This window comes from Phenylobacterium sp., from assembly GCF_041916435.1.
Lineage (GTDB): Bacteria > Pseudomonadota > Alphaproteobacteria > Caulobacterales > Caulobacteraceae > Phenylobacterium.
Map to the genome: position 1 here is coordinate 176,170 of NZ_JAYRZM010000005.1, position 24,141 is coordinate 200,310.

Annotated in this window: 26 protein-coding genes; 12 read left to right on the forward strand and 14 right to left on the reverse strand. The window is 70.3% G+C overall.

Annotated features, from left to right (window positions below):
* Positions 1-77: 77 nt before the first annotated feature.
* Entirely contained in the window at positions 78-521 is a 444-nt protein-coding gene (locus tag ACE3TA_RS15140) for a COG3650 family protein (protein ID WP_374575125.1), read from the reverse strand.
* 47 nt (positions 522-568) lie between these two features.
* Between ACE3TA_RS15140 and ACE3TA_RS15145 the strand changes: the two genes are divergently transcribed.
* From ACE3TA_RS15145 to ACE3TA_RS15165, 5 genes are all read left to right on the forward strand, one after another.
* Positions 569-1,705 carry a DNA cytosine methyltransferase gene (locus ACE3TA_RS15145; protein ID WP_374575126.1) on the forward strand — a complete coding sequence of 379 codons (1,137 nt, stop codon included), beginning with the start codon at positions 569-571 and terminating at the stop codon, positions 1,703-1,705.
* Between the two features lie 69 nt (positions 1,706-1,774).
* Positions 1,775-2,764, forward strand: a complete 990-nt coding sequence (gene cysK / locus ACE3TA_RS15150; protein ID WP_374575127.1) for a cysteine synthase A — start codon at positions 1,775-1,777, stop codon at positions 2,762-2,764.
* A gap of 61 nt (positions 2,765-2,825) precedes the next feature.
* Positions 2,826-3,263, forward strand: coding sequence for a very short patch repair endonuclease (locus ACE3TA_RS15155; protein WP_374575128.1), 438 nt, complete (start codon positions 2,826-2,828; stop codon positions 3,261-3,263).
* A gap of 68 nt (positions 3,264-3,331) precedes the next feature.
* Positions 3,332-3,652, forward strand: coding sequence for a hypothetical protein (locus tag ACE3TA_RS15160; protein WP_374575129.1), 321 nt, complete (start codon positions 3,332-3,334; stop codon positions 3,650-3,652).
* Between the two features lie 111 nt (positions 3,653-3,763).
* On the forward strand, positions 3,764-4,021 hold the full coding sequence (locus ACE3TA_RS15165; protein ID WP_374575130.1) for a hypothetical protein: 258 nt from the start codon (positions 3,764-3,766) through the stop codon (positions 4,019-4,021).
* 55 nt (positions 4,022-4,076) lie between these two features.
* On the opposite strand, the gene ACE3TA_RS15170 is transcribed toward ACE3TA_RS15165, so the two are convergent.
* The 5 genes from ACE3TA_RS15170 to ACE3TA_RS15190 form a co-directional block, all read right to left on the reverse strand.
* A complete protein-coding gene (locus ACE3TA_RS15170; protein WP_374575131.1) occupies positions 4,077-4,505 on the reverse strand; it encodes a DUF1810 domain-containing protein in 429 nt (142 codons plus the stop codon).
* Between the two features lie 50 nt (positions 4,506-4,555).
* Positions 4,556-6,283, reverse strand: a complete 1,728-nt coding sequence (locus ACE3TA_RS15175) for an ATP-binding protein (protein ID WP_374575132.1) — start codon at positions 6,281-6,283, stop codon at positions 4,556-4,558.
* A 167-nt stretch (positions 6,284-6,450) separates the two neighbouring features.
* Positions 6,451-6,912, reverse strand: coding sequence for an OsmC family protein (locus ACE3TA_RS15180; protein WP_374575133.1), 462 nt, complete (start codon positions 6,910-6,912; stop codon positions 6,451-6,453).
* Positions 6,912-8,699: an acyl-CoA dehydrogenase C-terminal domain-containing protein gene (locus ACE3TA_RS15185; protein WP_374575134.1), complete on the reverse strand. Its 1,788-nt coding sequence runs from the start codon at positions 8,697-8,699 to the stop codon at positions 6,912-6,914. The genes ACE3TA_RS15180 and ACE3TA_RS15185 overlap by 1 nt, the downstream gene beginning before the upstream one ends.
* A gap of 109 nt (positions 8,700-8,808) precedes the next feature.
* Complete coding sequence (locus ACE3TA_RS15190; RefSeq protein WP_374575135.1) at positions 8,809-9,288, reverse strand: MerR family DNA-binding transcriptional regulator; 480 nt, start codon at positions 9,286-9,288, stop codon at positions 8,809-8,811.
* Between the two features lie 187 nt (positions 9,289-9,475).
* Between ACE3TA_RS15190 and ACE3TA_RS15195 the strand changes: the two genes are divergently transcribed.
* Positions 9,476-11,977 carry a zinc-dependent metalloprotease gene (locus tag ACE3TA_RS15195; RefSeq protein WP_374575136.1) on the forward strand — a complete coding sequence of 834 codons (2,502 nt, stop codon included), beginning with the start codon at positions 9,476-9,478 and terminating at the stop codon, positions 11,975-11,977.
* A gap of 45 nt (positions 11,978-12,022) precedes the next feature.
* On the opposite strand, the gene ACE3TA_RS15200 is transcribed toward ACE3TA_RS15195, so the two are convergent.
* The 3 genes from ACE3TA_RS15200 to timA all read right to left on the reverse strand — a co-directional run bounded on the left by ACE3TA_RS15200 (position 12,023) and on the right by timA (position 14,359).
* Positions 12,023-12,598 (reverse strand): Smr/MutS family protein, encoded by a 576-nt coding sequence (locus ACE3TA_RS15200; protein WP_374575137.1) that lies wholly within the window; start codon positions 12,596-12,598, stop codon positions 12,023-12,025.
* Positions 12,595-13,596: an MltA domain-containing protein gene (locus ACE3TA_RS15205; RefSeq protein ID WP_374575138.1), complete on the reverse strand. Its 1,002-nt coding sequence runs from the start codon at positions 13,594-13,596 to the stop codon at positions 12,595-12,597. The genes ACE3TA_RS15200 and ACE3TA_RS15205 overlap by 4 nt, the downstream gene beginning before the upstream one ends.
* A 148-nt stretch (positions 13,597-13,744) precedes the next feature.
* A complete protein-coding gene (timA, locus tag ACE3TA_RS15210; protein ID WP_374575139.1) occupies positions 13,745-14,359 on the reverse strand; it encodes a TIM44-related membrane protein TimA in 615 nt (204 codons plus the stop codon).
* A 189-nt stretch (positions 14,360-14,548) separates the two neighbouring features.
* On the opposite strand from timA, the gene secB reads away from it, so the two are divergent.
* From secB to ACE3TA_RS15235, 5 genes are all read left to right on the forward strand, one after another.
* Entirely contained in the window at positions 14,549-15,040 is a 492-nt protein-coding gene (gene secB, locus ACE3TA_RS15215) for a protein-export chaperone SecB (RefSeq protein WP_374575140.1), read from the forward strand.
* Positions 15,041-15,285: 245 nt separating this feature from the next.
* The gene (locus ACE3TA_RS15220) at positions 15,286-16,779 is read left to right on the forward strand and encodes a flavin-containing monooxygenase (RefSeq protein WP_374575141.1); all 1,494 of its coding nucleotides are present in this window, start codon (positions 15,286-15,288) and stop codon (positions 16,777-16,779) included.
* Between the two features lie 298 nt (positions 16,780-17,077).
* Positions 17,078-17,647 carry an OmpA family protein gene (locus ACE3TA_RS15225; RefSeq protein ID WP_374575142.1) on the forward strand — a complete coding sequence of 190 codons (570 nt, stop codon included), beginning with the start codon at positions 17,078-17,080 and terminating at the stop codon, positions 17,645-17,647.
* Between the two features lie 117 nt (positions 17,648-17,764).
* Entirely contained in the window at positions 17,765-18,454 is a 690-nt protein-coding gene (locus ACE3TA_RS15230; protein ID WP_374575143.1) for a hypothetical protein, read from the forward strand.
* A gap of 98 nt (positions 18,455-18,552) precedes the next feature.
* Positions 18,553-18,963: a hypothetical protein gene (locus ACE3TA_RS15235; RefSeq protein WP_374575144.1), complete on the forward strand. Its 411-nt coding sequence runs from the start codon at positions 18,553-18,555 to the stop codon at positions 18,961-18,963.
* Here ACE3TA_RS15235 and dnaQ read toward each other — a convergent pair.
* Genes dnaQ through ACE3TA_RS15260 form a run of 5 tightly spaced genes read right to left on the reverse strand, consistent with a single transcriptional unit; the run spans position 18,960 to position 22,587 of the window.
* On the reverse strand, positions 18,960-19,670 hold the full coding sequence (gene dnaQ, locus ACE3TA_RS15240; protein WP_374575145.1) for a DNA polymerase III subunit epsilon: 711 nt from the start codon (positions 19,668-19,670) through the stop codon (positions 18,960-18,962). The genes ACE3TA_RS15235 and dnaQ overlap by 4 nt on opposite strands.
* A gap of 31 nt (positions 19,671-19,701) precedes the next feature.
* Positions 19,702-20,301, reverse strand: a complete 600-nt coding sequence (coaE, locus tag ACE3TA_RS15245; protein WP_374575146.1) for a dephospho-CoA kinase — start codon at positions 20,299-20,301, stop codon at positions 19,702-19,704.
* Positions 20,298-21,155 (reverse strand): shikimate dehydrogenase, encoded by an 858-nt coding sequence (aroE, locus tag ACE3TA_RS15250; RefSeq protein WP_374575147.1) that lies wholly within the window; start codon positions 21,153-21,155, stop codon positions 20,298-20,300. The genes coaE and aroE overlap by 4 nt, the downstream gene beginning before the upstream one ends.
* Complete coding sequence (locus tag ACE3TA_RS15255) at positions 21,152-21,745, reverse strand: Maf family protein (protein ID WP_374575148.1); 594 nt, start codon at positions 21,743-21,745, stop codon at positions 21,152-21,154. Before ACE3TA_RS15255 ends, aroE begins: the two co-directional genes overlap by 4 nt.
* Positions 21,742-22,587 carry a pyruvate, water dikinase regulatory protein gene (locus tag ACE3TA_RS15260; RefSeq protein ID WP_374575149.1) on the reverse strand — a complete coding sequence of 282 codons (846 nt, stop codon included), beginning with the start codon at positions 22,585-22,587 and terminating at the stop codon, positions 21,742-21,744. The genes ACE3TA_RS15255 and ACE3TA_RS15260 overlap by 4 nt, the downstream gene beginning before the upstream one ends.
* 513 nt (positions 22,588-23,100) lie before the next feature.
* Here ACE3TA_RS15260 and hemE point away from each other — a divergent pair.
* Positions 23,101-24,132: a uroporphyrinogen decarboxylase gene (hemE, locus tag ACE3TA_RS15265; RefSeq protein WP_374575150.1), complete on the forward strand. Its 1,032-nt coding sequence runs from the start codon at positions 23,101-23,103 to the stop codon at positions 24,130-24,132.
* Positions 24,133-24,141 lie beyond the last annotated feature (9 nt).

Sequence of the window (24,141 nt, forward strand, 5' to 3'; positions counted from 1 at the left end):
GCGAAGTGGGGGAGGGGGACCCCGAAGGGGTGGAGGGGGTTCAGGCCGACAGGATCGCCGCCGCTTGAACCAGCCCCCTACTCCTGCGCGCGCTCGGCGCAGCCGGTGAAGCTTTCGTCGCCGAGCTGCAGCTCGGCGGCGTAGCCGTAGACCCGATCGCTCATCCCGTCGGTGCAGTCCTGCTGGACCATGGCCACCACCAGGGGCTCGCCGTCGGCGCTCGCGGCCCACACCGCCTGGGGCCCGGCCATGTGCGGGCCGTTGTTGGGCGCGGTGGCCGGGGCGATCTGCGGCCGCATCACGGTGATGCCGTCGACGCGGATGCGCGCAGCCCAGAAGGGCTCGGCGCCATGGACGTTGAAGTCGCCGCGGAAGGCGGCCGGGGCGTCGTCCGCGCCCGCAGGGCCGTTGGCGATGTGGGTGGCGGCGGCGTCGGCCGGCGGCTGGGCGCGCGAGCCGTCCGGCGCCTGGGGGTGGCAGGCGCTGAGCAGCAGGGCGAGAACTGCGGCCGTGCGGCGCAAAGGCTCCTCCTGTCACGAACGCGGAGGCGTCGTTAATCTCCTAGCAGATGAGTCGCGCCCGTCCCCTCACCTTCTATGAATTCTTCGCCGGCGGCGGCATGGCCCGCATCGGCCTGGGGCCGGATTGGCGCTGCGCCTTCGCCAATGACTTCGATCCGGTCAAGGCGGCCGTCTATCGCGCCAACTTCGCCGACGCCGAGGCGCATTTCCGCGAGGGCGACGTCTGGGCGCTTTCGCCCGAGGACCTGCCCGGCCAGGCGGACCTGGCCTGGGCCTCCTCCCCCTGCCAGGACTTCAGCCTGGCCGGCGGCCGCGCCGGGCTGAAGGGTGGCCGTTCCTCGGCCTTCTTCGGCTTCTGGCGGCTGATCGAGGCGCTGAACGCGGACGGCCGCGCGCCGCGCGCGGTGGTGATCGAGAACGTCACCGGCCTTTTCACCTCGCACGGCGGCGCCGACTTCACGGCGCTTTGCGAGGCCCTCGCGCGCGAAGGCTACCGCTTCGGCGCCCTGGAGATCGACGCGTCGCGCTTCCTGCCGCAGTCGCGGCCGCGGGCGTTCGTCGTGGCCGTGCGCGAGGCGCCGGCGGCCGGCCTCGCCGGCGACAGCGTCTTCCATACGCGCCTGGTGCGCGAGGCGCATGGCCGCCTTCCGGCCGCGCTCGCCGAGCGCTGGGTCTGGTGGCGCGCCGAGGCGCCGCCCCGGCCCAACGCCGACCTTTCCAGCCTGATCGAGGCCGACGCGCCCTGGCGCGACGCCGGCGAGACCGACGAGATCCTCGGCCTGATGTCGCCGCTGCACCGCCAGCGCCTGGAGGCCCTGCGCGCGTCGGGCGCGCGGGCGGTGGGCGCGCTCTTCCGGCGGATGCGCGTGGAGGACGGCGTTCGCGTGCAGCGGGCCGAGGCGCGGTTCGACGGCCTGGCCGGATGCCTGCGCACGCCGCGCGGCGGCTCCTCGCGCCAGACCCTGATCATGGTGGAGGACGGCGAGGTGAGGACGCGCCTGATCACCGCCCGCGAGGGGGCGCGCCTGATGGGCCTGCCGGACGGCTACGCCCTGCCCCACTCGGCCAACCGGGGCCTGCACGTGGTGGGCGACGGGGTGGCCGTTCCGGTGGTGCGCTGGCTGGCGGCCCAGCTTCTGGAGCCGCATCTTTCCGGCCGTCCGGGCGTCTTGGCGGCCGAATAGCCCCTTACAAAACCGCTGCAAAGTCCTAGGTTCTCGCCCGGAAGGGCAATTCCAGAACAGAGGTCCGCCATGGACGCCACCCCGGACAAGACCTACGACGCGGCCCGCTACAAGAGGGCCGGGCGCGGCAAGGTCTACGACTCGATCATCGACACCATCGGCGACACCCCGCTGATCCGGCTTCCCCGCCTGACCGCGGCCCTGAAGCCGAAGGGCGAGGTGCTGGCCAAGCTGGAGTTCTTCAACCCGCTGGCCTCGGTCAAGGACCGCATCGGCGCCTCGATGATCGAATCCCTGGAAGCCAAGGGCGTTCTCAAGCCCGGCTCCAGCATCATCGAGCCCACCAGCGGCAACACCGGCATCGCGCTGGCGTTCGTCGCCGCCGCCAAGGGCTATCCGCTGACCCTGGTCATGCCCGAGAGCATGTCGATGGAGCGGCGCAAGATGCTGGCGCTGCTGGGCGCCAAGCTCGACCTGACGCCGGCCGAGCGCGGCATGGCCGGCGCGGTGGCCCGCGCCCGCGAGCTGGTGGAGGCCACGCCCGGCGCGGTCATGCCCCAGCAGTTCGACAACCCGGCCAATCCGCTGGTGCACCGGGTCTCCACCGCCGAGGAGATCTGGAACGACACCGACGGCGCCGTCGACTATGTGATCAGCGGCGTCGGCACCGGCGGCACCATCACCGGCGTCGGCCAGGTGCTGAAGGCGCGCAAGCCGTCGGTGAAGATGGTCGCCGTCGAGCCGGAAGCCTCCCCGGTGCTTTCCGGCGGCAACCCCGGCCCGCACAAGATCCAGGGCATCGGCGCGGGCTTCGTGCCCTCGATCCTGGACCGCGGGGTGATCGACGAGATCGTCCAGGTCTCCAACGACGACAGTTTCTCCATGGCTCGGCGCATCGCCCGCGAGGAAGGCGTGCCGGTGGGCATCTCGTCCGGCGCGGCGCTGACCGCGGCGTTCCACGTGGCCGCCCGCGACGAGGCCAAGGGCAAGACGATCGTGGCCATCATCCCCAGCTTCGCCGAACGCTATCTGTCGACGGCGCTGTTCGAGGGGCTGTGAACGGCCGAACCAACGAAAGCTCCCCTCTCCCCTTGCGGGAGAGGGACGCCAGACGCCGGCCATGACCGACGAGTCCACCGACGTCTTCACGCCGGACAAGCGCTCGGCGGTGATGCGGCGGGTGAAGGGGCGGGACACCACCCCCGAGCTGAAGGTTCGCAAGATCCTCTGGGGCCTGGGCGCGCGCTACCGACTGAACCGGCGCGACCTGCCCGGCTCGCCGGACATCGTCCTGCCGGGGCGCAGGCTGGCGATCTTCGTGCACGGCTGCTTCTGGCACGGCCACGACTGCGCCCGCGGCGCGCGCGTTCCCAAGGCCAACCGCGAGTACTGGACGGCCAAGATCGAGCGCAACCGCGCCCGCGACGCCCGCGCATCCGCCGCCCTCGCCGAGGCCGGCTGGCGGGTGGAGACCATCTGGGAATGCGAGATGAAGGACGAGGCCGCGCTGGCGAATCGGCTGGCCGGCCTGGTCGGGAAAAATCTTTCCAAAGCGTAACGGGGCGCAAACCATGCCCGCGGTAGGGTGCGAAAAGCCGCCCACCGGCTGCGCCTTCGGAGCGTTTGATGGAAATCGCCAGCAGCTTCGCCACCTCCAGCGGGACGGACGTGTTCGCCGCCCGCCGGCAGGACGCCGCCCAGACCAAGGACGCCCCCGCCGCCACCCCGCCCGCGGAGCCCGCCAGCCGGGGCGCGGCGGTGGTGTTCGGCGGCTCGCTCGCTAACCTGGACCAGAGCTCCAGGAGCCGCGACGCCGAGCGCCAGTCCAAGATCGAGGACAAGCGCCGCGACGAGGCCGAAACCCAGCGCAAGGCGGCCCTGGAGAAGGGCGCGGACGAGCGCCGCGAGGCGCAGGCCGACGGCCAGCAGGTCGACGTCACGGTCTGACGGGGCTCGGCCCGTCCCGAACAAGCAATCCACGCGCCGCCTGTAACCGGGCGGCCGGCTCGGCCGAACTAGGCCGTGGGGCGAAATCGCGCCCCGCATTCGGAGAGCCAGATGGAAATCGTCAATGGCTACGTTTGCCGCAACTGCACGGACGTGGCGAACGCCAAGCGTAACATCGATCCGGCCCATCCCAAGGACGGTCCCTACGGCCAGAACGCGCCGCAGGCCCAATCCACAAAAGAGGCTGAAACCCGCGGCCAGGCGGTGGTCTTCGGCGGCTCGCTCGCCCGACTGGACCACGGCTCCGCCACCCGCGACGGCGTGCGCCAGAGCAAGACCATCGGCGGACAGGTGGACGTCGCGGCCTAGAGTCCCCCCTGCCGTCGCCTCGGTCCCTTGGGCCGGGGCGGCGGCCCTTCCCGCCCTACCGGCCCGCCAGGATTTCGAGCGTCTTCGGGTCCGGCTCGCCGCCGAAGTACTTGCCGAGCGCCTCGGCGAAGGCCGGCTCGTCCGGCGCGGCCTTGGCGAACAGGGTCAGGCACGAACCGAACTTCATGTCGTCGGGAAAGCCGAAGACGTTGTGGGCGCTCGGCCCTGAAAGCCCGTTCACCGCCTGCACGCACGTAATCAGCCTTGGGCCCAGCACGGGGTCGGCGAGATAGGCCCGCGCCTCGTCCAGCGAGGCGAGGGCGTAGAACTGGGCGGTCGGGCTCGAGCCGAGGCCGGCGATCTGCGGAAACACGAACCACATCCAGTGGCTCGTCTTACGCCCGGCGCGCAGCTCGGCCAGCGCCTGCGGATAGACCCGCGCCTGGGCGTCCTTGAACCGCTGCAGATCGAAGGGGTCGTCCATGGAGCGAGCCTACGCCGGCGCCCGCCGGCCGTCGCGCCCGAAGAGCGCCGTCAGGCCGCGTCGGCCTTGGCCTGTCCGGCCGTCGCGTCGGCGGCCTCGATCGCGGCCCGCTCGTCCAAGGCCCGGGCGATGGCGCCGTGCAGCAGGGCCGCGTCGAAGGGCTTGGGCACCGAGCCGGTCATGCCGGCCTCGCGGCAGGCCTGCCAGTCGCGCTCGGCGGTGGAGGCCGTGCAGGCGATCACCGGCGTCGCCTGGTTGGGCCCCGGCGTGGAGCGCAGGCGCATGGTGGTCTCGCGCCCGTCCATCTCGGGCATGTAGAGGTCCATCAGGACCACGTCGAAGGCGGCCACCGAGGCCAGCGCCAGGGCCTGTTCGCCGGAGGCGGCCAGGGTCAGGTCGACGCCCAGCGGCTCCAGCATCAGGGCGAGCGCCCGGCGGTTGACCTCGTGGTCGTCGACGCCCAGCACCCGCACGTTGGTGACCGGCACGGCCGGCGCCGGCGGCGTCTCGACCACGCCCCCCGCGCGGGCGGCGTAGATCTGCAAGGTGAAGGTCGCTCCCTTGCCCGGCTGGCTGGCGGCGGTGAGGTCGCCGCCCATCAGGCGGGCGAGCTCGCGGCTGATGGTCAGGCCCAGGCCCGTGCCGCCATGGGTGCGCGCGGTCGAGGCCAGGGTCTGGTCGAACGGGATGAACAGACGGGCGAACTGTTCGCGGGTCATGCCGACGCCGGTGTCGGCCACCGCGAACACCAGCTTCCAGCCCTCGCCGTTGGGCGCGGCGTCCACGGCCAGGGCCACCCCGCCCCGGTCGGTGAACTTGATGGCGTTGGAGAGCAGATTGTTCAGCACCTGGCGCAGGCGCGTGGGGTCGGCGCAGACCATCGGCGGCAGGCTTTCCAGCCCCTCCACCGTCAGGGTCAGCCCCTTGGCCGTGGCCTGCGAGCCCCAGAACGACACGGTGTCGGAGACGACGGCCGTGGGGTCGAAGTCGATGTTCTCCACCCCCATGCGGCCGGCTTCGATCTTGGACAGGTCCAGGAGGTCGCCCAGCAGCGAGCGCATCATGCGGCCGGATTCGGCGATCAGGGCGGCGTTGGCGCGCAGGTCCAGCGGCGCGTGCGGCGCGTTCTGGATGGACTCGGCGCCGGCGAGGATGGCGCTGATCGGCGTGCGCAGCTCGTGGCTGACCATGGCGATGAACGCCGACTTGGCCCCCACCGCGGATTCGGCCTGCAGACGGCGGCGGTCGGCCTCCATGCGCGCGCGGCGCTGGGCCTCGAAAGCCGCCGCGCCGGAGCGCCAGAGCGCCGAGGAGGAGAACACCAAGAGCCCGCTGACCGCCACGAGGGCGATCGCCTTCGGCCCCGCGCCGGCCACCTTCGCGGCCAGATAGCACAGGGCCAGGAAGTAGCCGATGTAGGGCGCCATGGCCGCGGTGTAGGCCGCCTGCGAGCGCTGGTTGGTGACCACCGCGTTCAGCACCGCCCCGGCGAGGAACAGCGCCCCGCAGGTCACCCCCACGTATCCGCCCCACAGGGCCGCGGCGATGGACAGGGCGCCATAGAGCACGCTGTTGGCCGCCAGCAGCGCCAGCGACATGGCCGGGGTGGGCTTGGCGGCGCGCCGGTCGTCGTAGCGCCAGGCTTCGTAGACTTGCAGGACGGTGTAGACGCTCAGCCACGCCACGCTGGCGATCCAGCCGGTCATGGGCGCCAGCGCGACGGCGTAGATGGCTGCGAACGCCAGACGGCCCTGCAGGGCGTCACGACGCGCGAGCATGGTCTTGGCCAACCCTGATCGGTTGTCCTTGCTCGACGCGGCTGTCATCGGCGTCCCCCTCGGGCCGGCGGGCTCATCGTCCTGGTCAGGTGAACCGTGCTACGCCCCGAGATTGAAACAAAGGTTAAGCCAGCCCTTGCCGCACAAGGGATCGCGGACAATCGCCCCTAGCCCTGATCCTCCACGACCACCTCGGTCTTCACCGAATTGGCGATGAAGCACTCCTCGTGGGCGGCGTGGTGCAAGTCCTGGCGCTGGGCCGTGTCCGGCGCAGCGCCCTCGTAGGAGACCTTCGGGCGCAGGGTGACGCGGGTGACGGCCATGCGGCCGGGCGCGATCTCCTCCATCACGCCGAACGGCTCGTCGTGATAGGCGCCCACGGTGAAGCCGGCCAGCCGGGCCTTATGCAGGAAGGTCAGCATGTGGCAGTTGGAGAGCGCGGCCACGAACATCTCCTCCGGGTCCACCGCCTCGTTCACCGCCCACTTGCCGACCACATGCGCCGAGGCCGAGGCGGGAATCTCGATCCCGCCGTCGAAGCCGACGGTGTGGCCGCGGCTATAGCGGCCCTTCAGGAAGTCCTCGCCGTCCTTCAGCGTCCAGTCGATGGTCGCCGTGTAGCGGGCCATCAGAAGGCCTCGGCCGGCAGGGCCATCAGGCTGTCCGCGCCCGTCTTCAGCTTGGCCAGGTGCGCGGCCGCGTCCGGCAGCACGCGCTCGATGTAGTAGCGGCCCACCGCCACCTTGCCGGCGTAGAACGGGTCGGCGTCGCCCTCGGCGATCCTGGCCTGGGCCGTCTCGACCATCTGCGCCCACATGTAGGCCAGGGCCGTCAGGCCGAAGAGGTGCATGTAGTCGCTGGACGCCGCGCCGGCGTTGTCCGGGTTGGCCAGGCCGTTCTGCATCAGCCACATGGTGGCCTCCTGCAACTGCTCCTTGGCGCCGGCCAGGGCGTCGAGCCAGGGCTTCAGCCCGGCGTCCGCCTCGCGCGCCTGCACATAGGCGTCGACCTCGGCGAAGAAGGTCATCACCGCGCGCCCGCCGTTGGCCGCCAGCTTGCGGCCGACGAGGTCCAGCGCCTGCACGCCGTTGGCGCCTTCGTAGATCAGGGTGATGCGGGAATCGCGCAGGTACTGGCTGGCCGGAAAATGCTCGGTGAAGCCCGAGCCCCCGTGCACCTGCAGGGCGTCGGAACAGACCTTGAAGCCGCGGTCGGTGAGGAAGCCCTTCACCACCGGGGTCATCAGCGCCATGTAGTCGTCCGCCTTCTGCCGGACCGCCTCGTCCTGGGAGGCGTGCGCCAGGTCGCCGTGCAGCGAGGTCCAGAACAGGAAGGCGCGGCCGCCCTCGATGATCGCGCGGCAGTCCATCAGCATGCGCCGCACGTCGGGATGGACGATGATCGGATCGGCCGGCCCGTCGGGATTCTTCGGCCCGGTGAGCGAGCGGCCCTGCAGGCGCTCGCGCGCGAAGGCCACGGCGTCCTGGTAGGCGGCCTCGGCCTGGGCCACGCCCTGCAGGCCCACGCCGATGCGGGCCTCGTTCATCATCACGAACATCAGGTTGAGGCCGCGGTTCTCCTCGCCCACCAGCCAGCCGATCGACTCTTCGTGCTGGATCACGCAGGTGGCGTTGCCGTGGATGCCCATCTTCTCTTCGAGGCCGGCGCAGAACACGCTGTTGCGCTTTCCCGGCTTGCCGTCAGCGTCGGGAATGAACTTGGGCACGATGAACAGGCTGATGCCGCGGGTGCCGGCCGGCGCGCCCTCGATGCGGGCGAGCACCAGGTGGATGATGTTGTCGGCCATGTCGTGCTCGCCGCCGGAGATCCAGATCTTCTGGCCGGAGATGCGATAGGTCCCGTCGCCCTGGGGAACCGCCTTGGTGCGCAGGAGGCCCAGGTCCGTGCCGCAATGCGGCTCGGTCAGGTTCATGGTGCCGCACCATTCGCCCGAGGCGAGCTTGGGCAGGTAGAGGGCCTTCTGCGCGTCGGAGCCGCCGTTCAGGACCGCCGAATAGGCGCCGTGCGTCAGGCCCGGATACATGGAGAAGGCCATGTTGGCCGACGAGCTCATCTCGCTGAAGGCCAGGTTGACCACCGCCGGAAGGCCCTGGCCGCCATAGGCGGTCACCGCGCCCAGCGCCGGCCAGCCGCCCTCGACCAGGGCCTTGTAGGCTTCCTTGAACCCGGGCGGGGTGGTGACCGTGTTGTCGGGCTTCCACACGCAGCCCTGCTTGTCGCCCACGCTGTTCAGCGGCGCGAGCACCTCGCCGGTGAAGCGGCCCGCCTCCTCCAGGATCTGATGCACGACGTCCATCGGCGCGTCGGAAAATCCGGGCAGGTCGGCGTAGCGGTCGATCTTCAGCACCTCGCCCAGGATGAAGGCGTGGTCGCGGACGGGCGGCTGGTAGGCCATGGGTCGACTCCGGGGGACGGCCGGACGCCGCCCGGCCAAAAGACGTTGGCCCGCCGCTGGCGAACGGCGGGCTGAAAGGCAGGCGCGGCGCGCGGCGGCCGCAGCGAAGCTATTTGGCCTCGGCGTGTTCCAGGTCGCCCAGACGCTGGCCGAGCATCTGGTGGTAGTCCTCGGCCTGGGGCAGCAGGTCCGGCCGGGTCTTGGCCAGGTGGTGCTCCAGCCGCTCGCAGCCGGCCTTCAGCTCGGAGATCGCCTTGTCGATGTCCTCGCGCTGGGCTTCCAGGGCGACGATGCGTTCGCGGAACTTGCCCAGCGACTTCAGGTTTTGCGCCACGCAGTCGTCGTCGGCGTCATAGAGGTCGAGGATCTCGCGGATCTCAGCCAGGGCCAGGCCCACGCGCTTGCCGCGCAGGATCAGCACCAGGCGGGCGCGATCGCGGTAGGAATAGACCCGGTTCATCCCGTCTCGGGCGGGATTGAGCAGGCCCTTGTCTTCATAGAAGCGCAGCGCCCGGGGCGTGCATTTGAATTCCTGGCAGAGCTGACGGATCGTGAACGTGCGATGCGGCCGGCGCAGATCGATATGCATGGCGTCCTCCCTATGGACGGGTCGGGACGCTAGGCTAACTCTTACGTCAACGTCAAGCTGGGCTGCAGCGCATGGGGCGCCCGCGCCTTGGGCGATCATCCGGTTTCGGACGCCCTGCGCGCGCGGCGGTGGACCCCTGCGGCTCAAGCTCCTAACGCTCGCCCATTGTTGTTCCCCGGGGGTTTCGATGAACCGCTTCCTGACGTCCTGCGCGCTCGGCGCGCTCCTGGCCGCGGGCGCCCTTGGCGCGCCGATGACGGCCCAGCCCGCCCTTGCCGCCGCGCCGGCCGCAGCCGCCCCCGGCTCCTACGCCCAGGCGATCGCCGGGCTCGAGCGCCATGACGGCCTGCTCACCGTCTATGTCGACAAGGCCAAGGGCCGGGTGCTGCTGGCCCTGCCGGCGCCGGACAAGGACGGGGTGGCCGGCCGCTTCCTCTATCAGGCGGGCCTGCGCACCGGCTTCGGCTCGGCCTCGTCCATGCTCGACCGCGGCCGCCTGGCCGAGACCCAGGTGCTGGCCTTCCGCCGCGTGGGCGGCAAGGTGGTGGCCGAATACGAGAACCCGCGCTTCCGGGCCACGGGCGTCAGCGCCGACGAGGCCGACGCGGCGAAGAACTCCTTCGCCACCTCGCTGGTCTGGGCGGGGCCGATCGCGGCGACCGCGCCGGACGGCGGCCTGCTGGTGGACGTCACCAGCTTCCTGACCCGCGACGTGATCAACGCGCCCGAGGGGCTCAAGCACGCCGGCGAGAAGGGCTTCAAGCTCTCCGCCGACCTCTCCATGGCCGACGTCGACAAGACCAAGGTGTTCCCGGAGAACATCGAGCTCGACGCGATCGAGACCTTCACGTCCGACACCCCCGGGGCCGAGGCCCGCGACATCGCCCCCGACCCGAAGGTGATCACCCTTTCGGTGCACCATTCGCTGATCAAGCTGCCCGAGCCCGGTTTCGAGCCGCGCAAGTACGACCCGCGCACCGGCGGCCTGGGCGCGGTGATCGTCGACGACTACGGCGCGCCGCTCGGCGGCGACATCGTCTACCGCTACGCGCGCCGCTTCCGCCTGGAGAAGACCGATCCCACGGCCGCCAAGTCGCCGGTGAAGAAGCCGATCGTGTTCTATGTGGACCGCGGCGCGCCGGAAGAAGTGCGAAAGGCCCTGATCGAGGGGATCAACTGGTGGAACCAGGCGTTCGAGGCGGCCGGCTTCATCGGCGCCTTCCGCGCCGAGGAGATGCCCGAGGGCGCCGACCCGATGGACGTGCGCTACAACGTGGTCAACTGGGGCGACCGGGCCACGCGCGGCTGGTCGTACGGCCAGAGCGTGGTCGACCCGCGCACCGGCGAGATCATCCGCGGCGACGTGGTGCTGGGCGCGCTGCGCGTGCGCCAGGACATCCTGATCTTCGAGGGGCTGGCCGGCGCCGACAAGGTGGGCACGGGCGATCCGAACGATCCGGTGCAGGCGGCCCTGGCCCGCATCCGCCAGCTCGGGGCGCACGAGGTGGGCCACGCCATCGGCTTCACCCACAACTTCGCCGCCTCCACCCAGGACCGCGACTCGGTGATGGATTACCCGCCGCCGCGCATCAAGCTGACCGACGGCAAGATCGACCTGTCCGACGCCTACGCGGTCGGCATCGGCGACTGGGACAAGTTCACCGTCGACTGGCTCTACGGGACCGTGCCAGCCGGCGCGGCGGGCCAGGCGGCGCTGGATGCGAAGGCCCGCGCCATGGTGGCCTCCGGCCGGCGGTTCATCGACGACGTCGACGGCCGGCCGCTGGGCGTCGGCCAGCCCTGGGCCAGCCTGTGGGACGACGGCGTCGATCCGGCCGCCGAGCTTGACCGCATGATGAAGGTGCGCCGCGTGGCCCTGGACGGCTTCGGCCTGTCGGCGCTGAAGCCGAACGAGCCGCTGGCCAACCTGCGCCGCAAGTTCGTGCCGATCTACCTGCTGCACCGCTACCAGGTGGAGGCCGCCGCCAAGCTCGTCGGCGGGGTGGACTTCGCCTATGCGGTCAAGGGCGATCCGAAGATGACTTCCGCCCCGGTGGACGTGGCCATGCAGCGCCACGCCCTCGAGGCGATGGTCTCGGCGCTGGCGCCGGCCGAGCTGGACACGCCGCCGGGCCTGGTTCCGCTGCTCTCGGCGGGCTTCACCGGCACCTCCGACCGCCAGTTCGACATCGAGGTGTTCGACACCATGGGCGGGCCGGTGTTCGACCCGCTGGTGGCCGCCGACGTGGGTGCGGGGATCGTCTACGACCAGCTCCTGGCGCGCGACCGGCTGGCGCGGCTGGTGGAGCAGCACCGGGTCGATCCGTCCCTGCCCGGCGCCGGCGAGGTGCTGGACAAGCTGGTGGGCGCCGTCTTCCCGGCCAAGCCCGCCGCGGGACGGCTGGCGGCGATCCAGCGCCGGGAGCAGACGCGGCTGGTGATGGACATGGCCGCGGCCCTGGCCGACCCGAAGATGTCGCCGGCCGCCGCCGCCGAGATCGACGCGCGGCTGACCGGCCTTGGCCAGACGCTGAAGGCCAAGGCGTCCGATCCGGCCGAACAGGCTCATCGCCAGCGCCTGGCCGGCCTGATCTCCGACCGCGAGGCCCTGGAGAAGCTGGCCACGGCCAAGGACGCCAAGCCGGAGACGCCCCCCGGCATGCCGATCGGCGACGACGGCGACTGGTGACGGCCGGCCATCGGCGGATGCTCCCCCCGCCGGGGAGCATCCGGGTCAGTCTCTCGTCTTGCGCTTGAGCGCCACGTAGATCGCGCCCTCGCCGCCGTGACGGCGGTGGGCCTCCGAAATGCCGGCGACGACCTCGCGCAGCGCCGGATCGGCCAGCCATTCGGGCGTGCGGCGGCGCAGAACGCCGTCGCCGCCGACGCCCTTGCCGGTGATCACCAGCACGGCGCGGAAACCCTCGTCCCACGCCCGACGCAGGAAGCCGGTCAACGCCGCCTGCGCCCGGTCCTGGGTCATCCCGTGCAGGTCGATGCGCGCGCCGATGGGATCGCGCTCCTTGGCGATGCGATGCTTGCGGCGCGGCTCGATGCCCTGCGGCCCGTCGGCGGCCTGGACCGGCCGGGGCTTGGCGGCGGCGTGCTGGCCGATGGTGAAGGGCGTCAGCTCGAACCCCGCGGGCGGGGTCTTCGGCGTTTTCGGCGTCGCGGTCGGCGCCGGCTCGGCCTTGGCCGGCGCGGGCGGCGCGGTCGGAACCACGTGTTTCGCCTTGCCAGGCAGGGGATGCACCGTGGCCGCGATCGCGGACCAGAGCTTCAGCTCCTCCGGCCGCAGCGGGCGTTTCACGAGTTCGGCGCGGCCCGGGGAACCAGGCGGTACATCTTCAGACTGTGGCGCACGCGGCCGGCCTCGGCGCCCGCCTCGGGACCCAGGCCGAGATAGAGGTCCGCGCGGGCCTGGCCCTTGATCGCCCCGCCGGTGTCCAGCGCCAGCGCCAGGCGCCGATAGGCCGGGAAGGCGCCGGTGAGCACCGGCGCGGTGGCGTCGATCCAGAACACCTCGCCCATGGAATAGCGCGCCGGGTCGACCGCGATCGCGCGGCCGGGCGGCAAGGGCGCGCCGGCGGAGCCCACCGGCTGCTGGCCGTCATCCGGCGACAGCTTGAAGAACACGTAGCGCGGGTTGAGCCGCATGATCTCCTGCGCCTCGGCGCCGCGATGGGCGGCGAGCCAGCCGCGGATGGCCTCGCCGGAGGTGTCGCCCGCCGCAAGCAGCCCGCGCTCCTGCATCGGCCTGGCGATGCCGACGAAACGGCGGCCGTTGTTGCCGGCGTAGTTGGCCTTCACCCGCGCGCCGTTCTCGAAGGTCAGCACGCCAGAGCCCTGGATCTGCAGGAAGAACAGGTCCTCGGGCCGCATCCAGGCCAGCACCTTCTCGGGTCGGCGATCCTCGATGGCGGCGCGGTCGGGGTAGGGCAGGAGATCGCCCAGGACGTTCATCGCCGCGCCCTGATTGCCGGCCTGGGCCGGATCGAACATGCCGGCGTCGACGGTGACCAGATCGGCGGGCCGGGCGCGCAAGGGCGCGCTGAATTCGGCGTCGGGCTTGGAGCGGGCGTCGTACTCCGGCGCGAAGTAGGCGGTCAGCACGCCCTCCTCCGGGGCGGCCTCCACGCGGAAATTGACCTCGAAGAAGGCGCGCGCGCGGGCCTCGTCCAGAGAGCCCAGCGCCTGGGCCTTGCGGCACACCTCGGCCATGCCTGGCGCACGGGCGGCCCAGCAGGACGCGCGGAAGGCGGCGAAGGCGGCGCTATGGTCGTCGTCGTTCCAGCCAGGCAGGCCCATGAAGGCGTGTTCTTCGGCGGGAGTCGCCACGGGCGGCGGCGCGGACGGCGGGATCAAGGCCGCGCTCGGCCCGACGGACGGGGTCGCGGTGGCGCAGGCCGTGAGGCTCAGAGCCGCAAGGACGATCCCCGCATACCGGAAACGCAAGTCATGCCTCCGCGGCGTCGACGTGTACCAGCGTCCAGTTGGGGTCGCGGCTCTTAAGATTACGTTCGAACGTCCAAAGCTCGGCGGTGCGGCGGTCGTCCACGGCCTCGCCCTCGGGGCCCTTGGAGCGGTTGCGGAATTCGGCCAGGAACCGCACGGTCACCCGGGCCATGTCGCCCACGACGTCGGCGCGTTCCATGTCGGCCCGCGGCGTCTGCAGGAACTCCACCTTCTCGGTGCGGCCCTCGGCCTCGCGCTGGGCGATGGCCGCGTCGAAGCTCGACATCACCTCGCCGGACAGCAGGTTCTTCAGGGTCGCGCGGTCGCCGGCGGCGAAGGCGCGCACCACCATCTCGTAGGCGGCCCGCGCGCCGGCCAGGAACCGGCCGACGTCGAAGTTCGGGTCGGCCGCGCGCACGGCGGCCAGGCCCGTGAGCGCGACGCCGTCGTCGGCGTGATCGGCCGGCCGGTCGAGCGCAGGACCCGGCGCGGGACGACCGGCGGCGGCCGGCGTGTCTTCCGGTTGGCGTCCGACCCGGCGGCCCAGCACCGAGTAGAGCTGGTAGAGCACGATGGCGGCCAGGCCGGCGAAGATGATCAACTCGAGGACTAGCAACGCAGCTCCAGGATCACGGACCGTGTGAAAGTCTCTATATAAGACGTACAAACGCCGCCGTCAGGGGGCGGCGTTGCATCGCAATCGACCGCATGATAGCAGCCCGCGCAATGATAAGGGTGCGTAAAGGCGCGCATCCGTGCCGCGCCGCTGATCAGCGAGCCCTCCAGACCACGGAACCTGCAGTTCATGACCGACACCGACGCGGCCGACACGCTCCCGTCCAACGGCGCCGAAGAGGCCCCCGGCATCCGGATCCTCGCCCAGTTCGCCCGCGACTTCTCCTTCGAGAACCCCCGCGCGCCGGAAACCCTGCGGGGCGGGGCCGCCCAGCCGCAGATCGAGATGGGCGTGGAGATGAACGCGCGCGGCCGTGAGGATGGCTTCTTCGAGGTGGACCTGAAGCTTTCGGCCCGCGCCACCCGCGACGACGGCCCGGTGTTCCATGTCGAGCTGGTCTACGGCGGCGTCTTCCAGATCACCGGCGTCGCGCCGGACGACCTGGAGCCGGTGCTGCTGGTGGAGTGCCCGCGCTACCTGTTCCCCTTCGCCCGCCGGATGATCGCCGACGTGACCTCCGAGGGCGGCTTCCCGCCGTTCCTGCTCGAGCCGATCGACTTCGCCGGCGTCTACGCCGCGCGCAAGGCCCAGGCCGAAGGCGTCGTGGTCGGCCAGGCCTGACGGCCGACGCTTCCTGATCCTCCGCGTTTCCGAACCGCGCCGGCCACGCGCCGCGCGGCGCGTGCTTCTGCGCGCCTCAAGCTCGCCCGAGGGGCCTGATCGCGCAATTTCCGCTGGCATTGGTTATCAGCGTTCAGTTATCTTGATTTAGATCAATGAGCCGGCCGCGCCTCGGGCGAAGGTCTCGGCTGGGAAACGCATGGGCCGCACATCAGCGGCCGCCAGGAATTGGGGAGAAGAACCGAATGGCCGAAGCCGCCGTCCTCGAAAAGCCCGCCTCCACGAAGATCGAGCACTTCGACGTGCTGATCGTCGGCGCCGGCATCTCCGGCGTGGGCGCCGCCTACCACCTGCTCGAACAGTGCCCCGACAAGAGCTTCGTGATCCTGGAATCCCAGGAAAGCTTCGGCGGCACCTGGTTGACGCACAAGTATCCGGGCATCCGCTCGGACAGCGACCTCTACACCTTCGGCTACCGCTTCAAGCCGTGGACCACCGCGCCGATCGCCTCGGCCGCGGAGATCCTGAAGTACATGAACGCGGTGATCGAGGAGAACCAGCTCGGCAAGCACATCCGCTACGGCCACAAGGTGATGAAGGCGTCCTGGTCGTCCAAGGACAACCAGTGGACCATCCAGGCCGAGCGCAACGGCGAACCGGTCACCATCACCGCCAACTTCCTGTGGATGTGCCAGGGCTACTACCGCCATTCGGAGGGCTACACCCCCGAGTGGGAAGGCATGGACGACTTCAAGGGCCAGATCATCCACCCGCAGACCTGGCCGGAAGGCCTGGACGTGAAGGGCAAGAAGGTCGTGGTCATCGGTTCCGGCGCCACGGCGGCCACCCTGGTGCCGGCCATCGCCGACCAGGTCGAGCACATCACCCTGCTGCAGCGCTCGCCGACCTATTTCATTCCCGGCCGCAACGCCAACGAGCTGGCCGACATCCTGCGCGAGCTCGAGGTCGACGAGAACTGGATCCACGAGATCGTCCGCCGCAAGATCCTGCACGATCAGGCCGTCTTCACCCGCCGCTCCTTCGAGGAGCCCGATGTGGTGAAGGAGGAGCTGCTCGCCGGGGTGCGCGCCTTCCTGCCGGAAGAGACCGTGCAGGAGCATTTCATGCCGCGCTACCGGCCCTGGCGCCAGCGCATCGCCTTCATCCCCGACGGCGACCTCTTCCAGGCCGCGCGGGCCGGCAAGGCCTCGGTGGTCACCGACGAGATCGAGCGCTTCACCGAGAAGGGCATCCTGCTGAAGTCCGGCAAGGAGCTGGAGGCCGACATCATCGTCACCGCCACCGGCTTCAACCTGAACGTCCTGGGCGACATCGACTTCGCCATCGACGACAAGCCGCTGGATTTCTCCAAGAGCGTCACCTACCGCGGCATGATGTTCACCGGCGTGCCGAACATGGTGTGGATCTTCGGCTACTTCCGCGCGAGCTGGACCCTGCGGGTGGACCTGATCGCCGACTTCGTCTGCCGGCTGCTCAAGCACATGGGCGACAAGCAGGCCAAGCGCGTCGAGGTCGCCCTGCGGGACGAGGACAAGGACATGCAGCTCTCGTCCTGGATCGACCCGGAAAACTTCAATCCCGGGTATCTGATGCGTAACATGCACCTGCTTCCGCAGCGCGGCGACAAGCCGGAATGGCAGCACACCCAGGACTATTGGGCCGAGAAGAAGACCCTTCCGGAAATCGACCTGGACGACCCGGTGTTCGTCTACAACTGAGACGGCTCGGCCTCCGGAACGGGGCGGACCGCCGGTTCGCCCCGCCCCCAGGACTCCAGCAACATATTGATTTAGGCCGTGATTTTCGGCCGGCTGGCGCGGCCCTGCTCTTGCAGGCCGCGCTTTTTGCATCCGCGGCGCACAGCGCCCGCCACGGTGTTGGACGACCGCCCATTCTGGGGACATCGCGGCCGTGGTCCCGAAGACGGCGCCTACAAACCGCCTTTTTCAGACTTGAAGGAATAGGGGATCGGGTGGTTAACGGCCGTTCGAAGGAAACAGGCGGAGAGAAAGAGTCATGATCCGGCGAGCGTCGAAGATCGCGACCATGGGGGCGGTCGTGTTGGGTGTTGTCAGCCTGGGCGGCTGCGCGACCAAGAAGTACGTGAACGAACAGCTTGCGCCGCTGTCCAGCCACGTGTCCGACCAGGACACCAAGATGGACGCCATCGACAAGACGGCCCAGGACGCGCTGCAGCGCGCCGAAGCGGCCGGCAAGCTGGCGGAAGGCAAGTTCGTCTATTCGATGGTGCTGTCCGACGACAGCATGAAGTTCGACGCCGGCTCGGCGACCCTGTCGCCCGAGGCCCAGTCGCGGCTCGACGCCTTCGTCGAGAAGCTGAAGTCCGACAACCGCAACGTCTACGTCGAGATCCAGGGCTACACCGACGCCAGAGGATCCGAAGCGGCCAATGAGCAATTGGGCGCCAAGCGCGCCGAGGCCGTGCGCCGCTACCTGAACGAACACGGCGTGGCCCTGAACCGGATGAGCACGATCTCCTACGGGTCGGAAAACCCGATCGCGCCGAACGACACCGCCGAAGGCCGCGCGGCCAACCGCCGCGTCGTGCTGATCGTCCTGGCCTGAGGGGACGGGCCGCGCGGCGCGATCCGGTGAAGAGTGAGCCAGCTTAGTCACGCGTCGTCAGCCGGACCCGAGACTTCGGGGGCGCCCTCCGCGTCCCCGAATGCGCTTGACCGGGTCGTGCGCTCGCTGTCGCGGTCTCGCCGCGAGCTGGCGATCGCCTTCAGCGTGACGGTCCACGTCGGGCTGCTGGCGGCGCTGATCACCGCGCGCATGGAAACGCCGAAGCCGTACGAGCCGATCCTCATGACGGTGCAGCTCGTCGAGCCGCCGCCGCGCGTGCAGCCTTCTCCCGAACCGACGCCCGACCCCAAGCCGGCCAAGACGCCGCAGCGCAAGAACGCCTTCCGCAAGGCGCCGCCGCCGCCCGAGGTCGAACCCATGCCGGCGGGCGAGGATCACGTCGTACGCCAGGGCGTCGAGGTGAGCGATTCCGAACTGGCGGGCGCGGCGACCGCCGGGAACGGCAACGCCGGCGGGGCCTGCAACATGCCGCTGCTTATCGAAAAGGCCCTGCGCAAGAACACCTTGGTCCGTTCGGCCGTGGCGCGCGCCGACCACGGCAAGGCGATCAAGATCTGGGGCGGCGACTGGGTGCGCCGGCCCGATCAGGAAGGCGAGGGCCTGGCCGCCGTGCGCGAGGCGGTGATGTGGGAGGTCGGCTTCGCCCCGGAGGCCTGCCGCTCGCAACGGATGCGCGGCCTGGTGCTGATCTCGCTGGACGACACGCCGGGTGCGGCCCGCCTGGTCATCGGCGACGACGATTGGCGCTGGTCGGACATGTTGTACGCCCGGTCGACCCGGCGTTAAGCAAGCCGGTCCGCGCGGCCGATTCCAGCCTCGCCACGCCTTTTCATCGCCGCATCCGCGTGCCAACACGCGCCCCGACGACCACTTGGAGAGATCGGATGGCGAAACGCGCGGCCCTTGCGGTTCTGGCGACGATGATGGTGGCGGCCTGCAGCGGGCCCAAGCCCGCCAGCGACGCCGGCGGCGACAAGTTCGCCGGCCTCGATACGGAAATCCGCGCCTGGCGCGAGACCCTCATCAAGGACCGTCCCGACTGCGCCGGCGCCGCCGCCGACAAGGCCTGCCGGTCGTTCGACGTCGCCTGCAAGGCCGAGCGGGAGATCACCGCTGACGAGACGGCCAAGGGCGTGACGGCCAAGGTGGCCGCGGCCATGACCTTCGAGAGCTGGAGCGACGGCACCTCGGAATACCGGCCGAATTCCGCGTTCGCCGAGTTCGTCCATGGCAAGTCCGGCTGGTCGCGCCACGAGATCGGGCCGCTCAACCTGTCGAGCTGCGCGCCCGTCTAGTTCATGCCGTGCTTCTTCCAGAGCGCGTCCGATTTCACGACGTCGCGGATGAAGGCTTCATGCAGCGCCCGCTCGGCCTCGGTCGAGCGGAACGCCAGCGGCCGGGGACGCTGGCCGTAGGCGACCTTGCTGGCGACGGCCGCCACCGCGGCCTGAGCGGTTGACGAGGTGAGGTCGAGCTTGCGCTCGCGACCGCCCTTGAGCTCCAGATAGACGTCCGCCAGCAGGCGCGCGTCGATCAGGGCGCCGTGCTTTTCGCGGTCCGACAGGCTGATCTTGAAGCGGCGGCACAAGGCGTCCAGCGAGTTGTGCATCCCCGGAAACCGCTTGCGCGCCAGCTCCAGGGTGTCGACCCAGCGCGACTCGTGCAGGGCTTGGCGGTTCACCACGCCTAGTTCGTGGTTGATGAAGTTTCGGTCGAAGGTCGCATTGTGCGCCACCAGCGGCGCGTCGCCCACGAAGTCCAGGAAGGCGTCCACCACCTCGGCGTCGGCAAACTTGGGCTTGCCGGTCAGGAACGCCCTGGAAAGGCCGTGCACCTTCTCGGCTTCCTCCGGCATGTCGCGCTCGGGGTCGATATAGACGTGGAAGCTGCGTCCGGTGGGGATGAAGTCCTCGATCTCCAGGCAGCCAATTTCCACCAGGCGGTGGCCGAGATGGGGTTCGAAGCCGGTGGTCTCGGTGTCGAGTATGATCTCACGCGCCATGGCCGATCATTGGCGCGCTTCGCCGGCTGGTTCAACCGCACGCGCGGGCGCGCATGGTCGCAATGACCTCGGCCACCTGTTCGCGCGCGGCCTCCAATCCGCGGCCGGTGTCGATGACGAAATCGGCGCGGGCGCGTTTTTCCGCGTCGGGCGTCTGCTTGGCGAGGATCGCGTCCAGCTTCTCGGCGGTCATGCCCGCACGTTCCAGCACGCGGGCGCGCTGCATGTCGGCCGGGGCGCTCACCACCACCACCGCGTCCACGTTCTTCTGGCCGCCTGTTTCGAACAGCAGCGGAATATCCAGCACCACCATGTCGGCGCCCCTGGCCTTGGCCGCCTCGAAGAAGCCGGCGCGGGTGGCGCCCACCAGGGGATGGACGATGCCTTCGAGCCGCTTCAGGGCCGCCGGATCGCCGAGCACCTGGGCCGAGAGCGCCGTCCGGTCGACCGCCCCGTCGCGCACCGTCCCCGGGAAGGCCGCTTCGATCGGCGCCACCGCCGCGCCGCCCGGCGCGTAGAGCCGGTGCACCTCGGCGTCGGCGTCGTACACCGGCACCCCGGCCTCGGCGAACATCGCCGCCGTGGTCGACTTGCCCATGCCGATGGAGCCGGTGAGGCCAAGGATGATCATGCCTGCGCTCCTATGGCGGCGAGGGCCAGGGCGCGCACGTCCACCTCGGCCGGCGGCGCTTGCCCGAAGAAGGCTTCGAACGAGGGGACGGCCTGGCGAATCAGCATCTCCAGCCCGTCGACGGTGGCCAGGCCGAGCGCCTCGGCGCGCGCCAGGAACGGCGTCCTCAGCGGCTTGTAGACCATGTCCATGACCACGCAGGCTTTCGGCGCGGCCTCCAAGGGAAAGTCCAGGACCTGCCCGTCCGCCAGTCCGGCCGAGGTGGCGTTGACGATCGCGCCCGCGCCGTCGAACGCCGTGGCGGCCCGATCCAACCCAAGCGCGCCGACCCTCGAGCCGAGGGCCTCGGTGATCGCCTGGGCGCGGGAGAGGGTGCGGTTGACGATGCGCACTTCCGGCGCGCCGGCGTCGGCGAACGCGGCGGCCGCGCCGCGGGCCGCGCCGCCGGCGCCCAGGATCACCACCGGGCCGGCGGCCGGATCGAAGCCCGGCGCCTGCGCGGCGAAGGCGGCGAGCAGGCCGGCGCCGTCGGTGTTGTCGGCGAACACCGTCCCGTCCGCCCGGAAGACCAGCACATTTGCTGCCGCCGCCTTTGCCGCGGGAGAGCTCGCCTCGTCGGCCAGGGCGAGGGCCTGTTCCTTGAAGGGCAGGGTGACGTTCAGCCCGGCGATCGCGCCGCCGCGAAGGCCGTCGACGAAGGCGGCGAACCGCTCCGGCGGCGGGGCGAACGGCGCATAGACCGCGTCGAGCCGGGCGGCCTCGATCCAGGCGTTGTGCAGGACCGGGCTCAGGGAATGGCGCACGGGCGCGCCGACGACGCCGGCGACCAGGGCCTTGCCGGTGATCGGGCTCATCGGGTCAGCACTCCGTGGCTGCGCAACAGGTCCAGCAGCCCCAGGAGCGGCAGGCCGAGAATGGCGAAATAGTCGCCTTCGATCTTCGAGAAGAGCTGGGCGCCCACGGCCTCCAGCCGATAGCAGCCCACCGATCCCAAGGCCGCCTCGCCCTCGTCGCGCAGATAAGCGTCGAGGAAGGCTTCGCTGAACGGGCGCATGGTGAGGACGGCGGTGGAGACCTCGCGCCAGATCGGCTGGCCTTCCTTGGCCACCACCACCGCCGAGTGCAGCTTGTGCGGCTTGCCGCGCAGGGCCAGCAGGCGCTCGCGCGCCTGGTCCACCTGATCGACCTTGTCGTAGAGGCCGCCTTCGAACTCCAGGGTCTGGTCGGCGCCGACCACCAGCTCGGGCCGGCCGCGGGAGACCTTCACGGCTTTCAGCTCGGCCAGGGCCTCGGCGATCTGGCGCGGATCGGCGCCCTCCGCCAGAAGACTGGCCTTGACCGCGTCTTCGTCGACGCCGGCCGTGGCGGCCTCGAACGGCACGCCCGCGTCCTCCAGCACCTGCCGCCGCGCCGTGCTCTTGGACGCTAGGATCACGCGGCTCATCCCAGAATCTCCACCTGGCCGTGACCGCCATGCAGCAGGTTGAGCACGGCCGCGGCGGTTTCCTCGACCGAGCGGCGGGTCACGTCGATCACTGGCCAGCCATGCTTTTCGTAGAGGCGGCGGGCCTGGATCACCTCGTCGCGCACGGCGTCGGCGTCGATGTAGCTGGATTCCCGCTTCTCATTGAGGCTGAGCAGGCGGTTGCGGCGGATCTGCAGCAATCGGTCGGGCGACACCGTCAGGCCGACGATGAGCGCGTTGCGCAGCTCGAACAGGCGCTCCGGCACGGGACGGCCCGGCACCAGGGGCACGTTCGCCGCCCGCACGCCGCGGTGGGCCAGATAGATGCAGGTCGGCGTCTTGGACGTGCGCGAGACGCCGACGAGCACGACCTCGGCCGCGTCCAGGTCCTGGCCGCCCTGGCCGTCGTCGTGGCCGATGGCGTAGTTCAGCGCGTCCATCCGGTTGAAGTAGTCGTTGTCCAGGGCGTGCTGCACGCCGATACGGCTGGTCAGCGCGGCGCCGAGATAGCGCGACAGGGCCGACACCAGCGGGTCGAGCGCCGGGATGCAGGTCATGTCCAGTCGCCGGCAGCCTTCCTCCAGCGCGTGGCGCAGCTCGGCGTCGACGATGGTGTGGATCACGATCCCCGGCGCTTCCTCGATGTCGGCCAGGGCCCGGTCCAACTGCCGCTGCGACCGCACCAGGGCGTAGATGTGCTCGATCGGCAGCACGTTCTCGAAGCGCGCGCACACGGCGCGGGCCATGGCGTTCAGCGTCTCGCCGGTGGAGTCCGACACCAGGTGGACATGGAAGTAGGTGGCGAACGTCGAAGCGGTCATTCGGGCCGGGCGATTCCAGGGGTGGAAAATATCTGGGGACGAAGCAGTCGATAACTCTTTAGCGAAGGCGGACGACGAAGGGGATAGTCCCCAGCGGCGCCCGGGCCGCTTCGCCGACGGCGGACGAGCGGGGAAAACCGGATCCTGCCGCCCCGGCTTATCCACGCCCCGGTCCGGGCGTGGACGGTCTTACCGGGCGCCATGCACGCCGGTATGACCCGGTCATCCCGGCGCCCAGCCTGTCCGACGCCACAGGTTAACAAAACCTTAAGCGCTACGAAGGGCTTGGCCGGCCATCCCCGCAATTAACAGCCGCGTCGTCCAATGATTAAGGAAGTGTGAAGAACCTTCGGACAAGCCGGGGCCGACCGCTGAGCGACCGCCGGTTTCCCCATTTGCCGGCCGAGCAACTACCTCAACCGCAATCTTCAAGAATCCTATTTGAAAGAGGTTGGTGGCCAGCCCTTCACCTCGACGCTTGAGCCTGGCGGGCGAAACCGATTTAACGCAGCCATGACCGAAGCGTTTCAGCCGCTCCTTCTCCGGGCCCTGGCGGGCGAGACCCTGCCCAGGCCGCCGATCTGGTTCATGCGACAGGCGGGACGCTGCCTTCCCGAGTATCGCGAGCTGCGCAGCCGGGCGAAGGACTTCATCTCCTTCTGCCATGATCCTGAAATGGCCGCGGAGGCCACGCTTCAGCCGATGCGGCGCTTCGCGTTCGATGCAGCCATCGTCTTCGCCGACATCCTGCTGATCCCGCGGGCGCTGGGCCAGGAGGTGTGGTTCGAGGCCGGCGAGGGGCCAAGGCTCGGTCCGCTTCCCGAGATCGAGCGTCTGGCCGGCGAAGTCGAAGCCTCGACCGGGCGGCTGTCGGCCATCGGCGAGACCCTGTCGAGAGTGCGTGCGGAGCTCGAGCCGGAGCGGGCGCTGATCGGCTTTGCGGGCGGGCCGTGGACGGTGGCGACCTACATGATCGAGGGCCGGGGCAGCGATCGGACCGGAGCCAGGACCTTCGCCTACGAGCATGCCGAAAAGGTCGACCGCCTGCTGGACGTGCTGGTGGACTCCACGGCGCGCTACCTGGTGATGCAGGCCAAGGCGGGCGCGCAGGCGCTGAAGATCTTCGAGTCCTGGGCCGAAGGCCTGGCCGAGGACATGTTCGAGCGGCTCGTGATCGGGCCGCACAAGGCCATCGTGGAGAAGGTGCGCGCGGCCGGCGTCACCACGCCGTTCATCGGCTTTCCCCGCGGCGCCGGGGCGCTGGTGGAGAACTACGCCGCCAAGGTTCCGGTCGAGGCCGTGGCGCTGGACACGCAGGCGCCCTTCGCCCTGGGCCGGAAACTGCAGGCGCAGGGCAAGACCGTGCAGGGCGCGCTCGACAACCTCCTGCTGCGCGCCGGCGGGCCGGCGCTCGACGCCAGGGTCGAGGCCTATCTGGAAGCGTGGGGCCAGGGCCCCTACATCTTCAACCTCGGCCACGGAATCTTGCCCGACACGCCGATCGAGCACATCGCCCACGTCGTCGAGCGTGTGACGCGGAGCTAGGCGGAATCG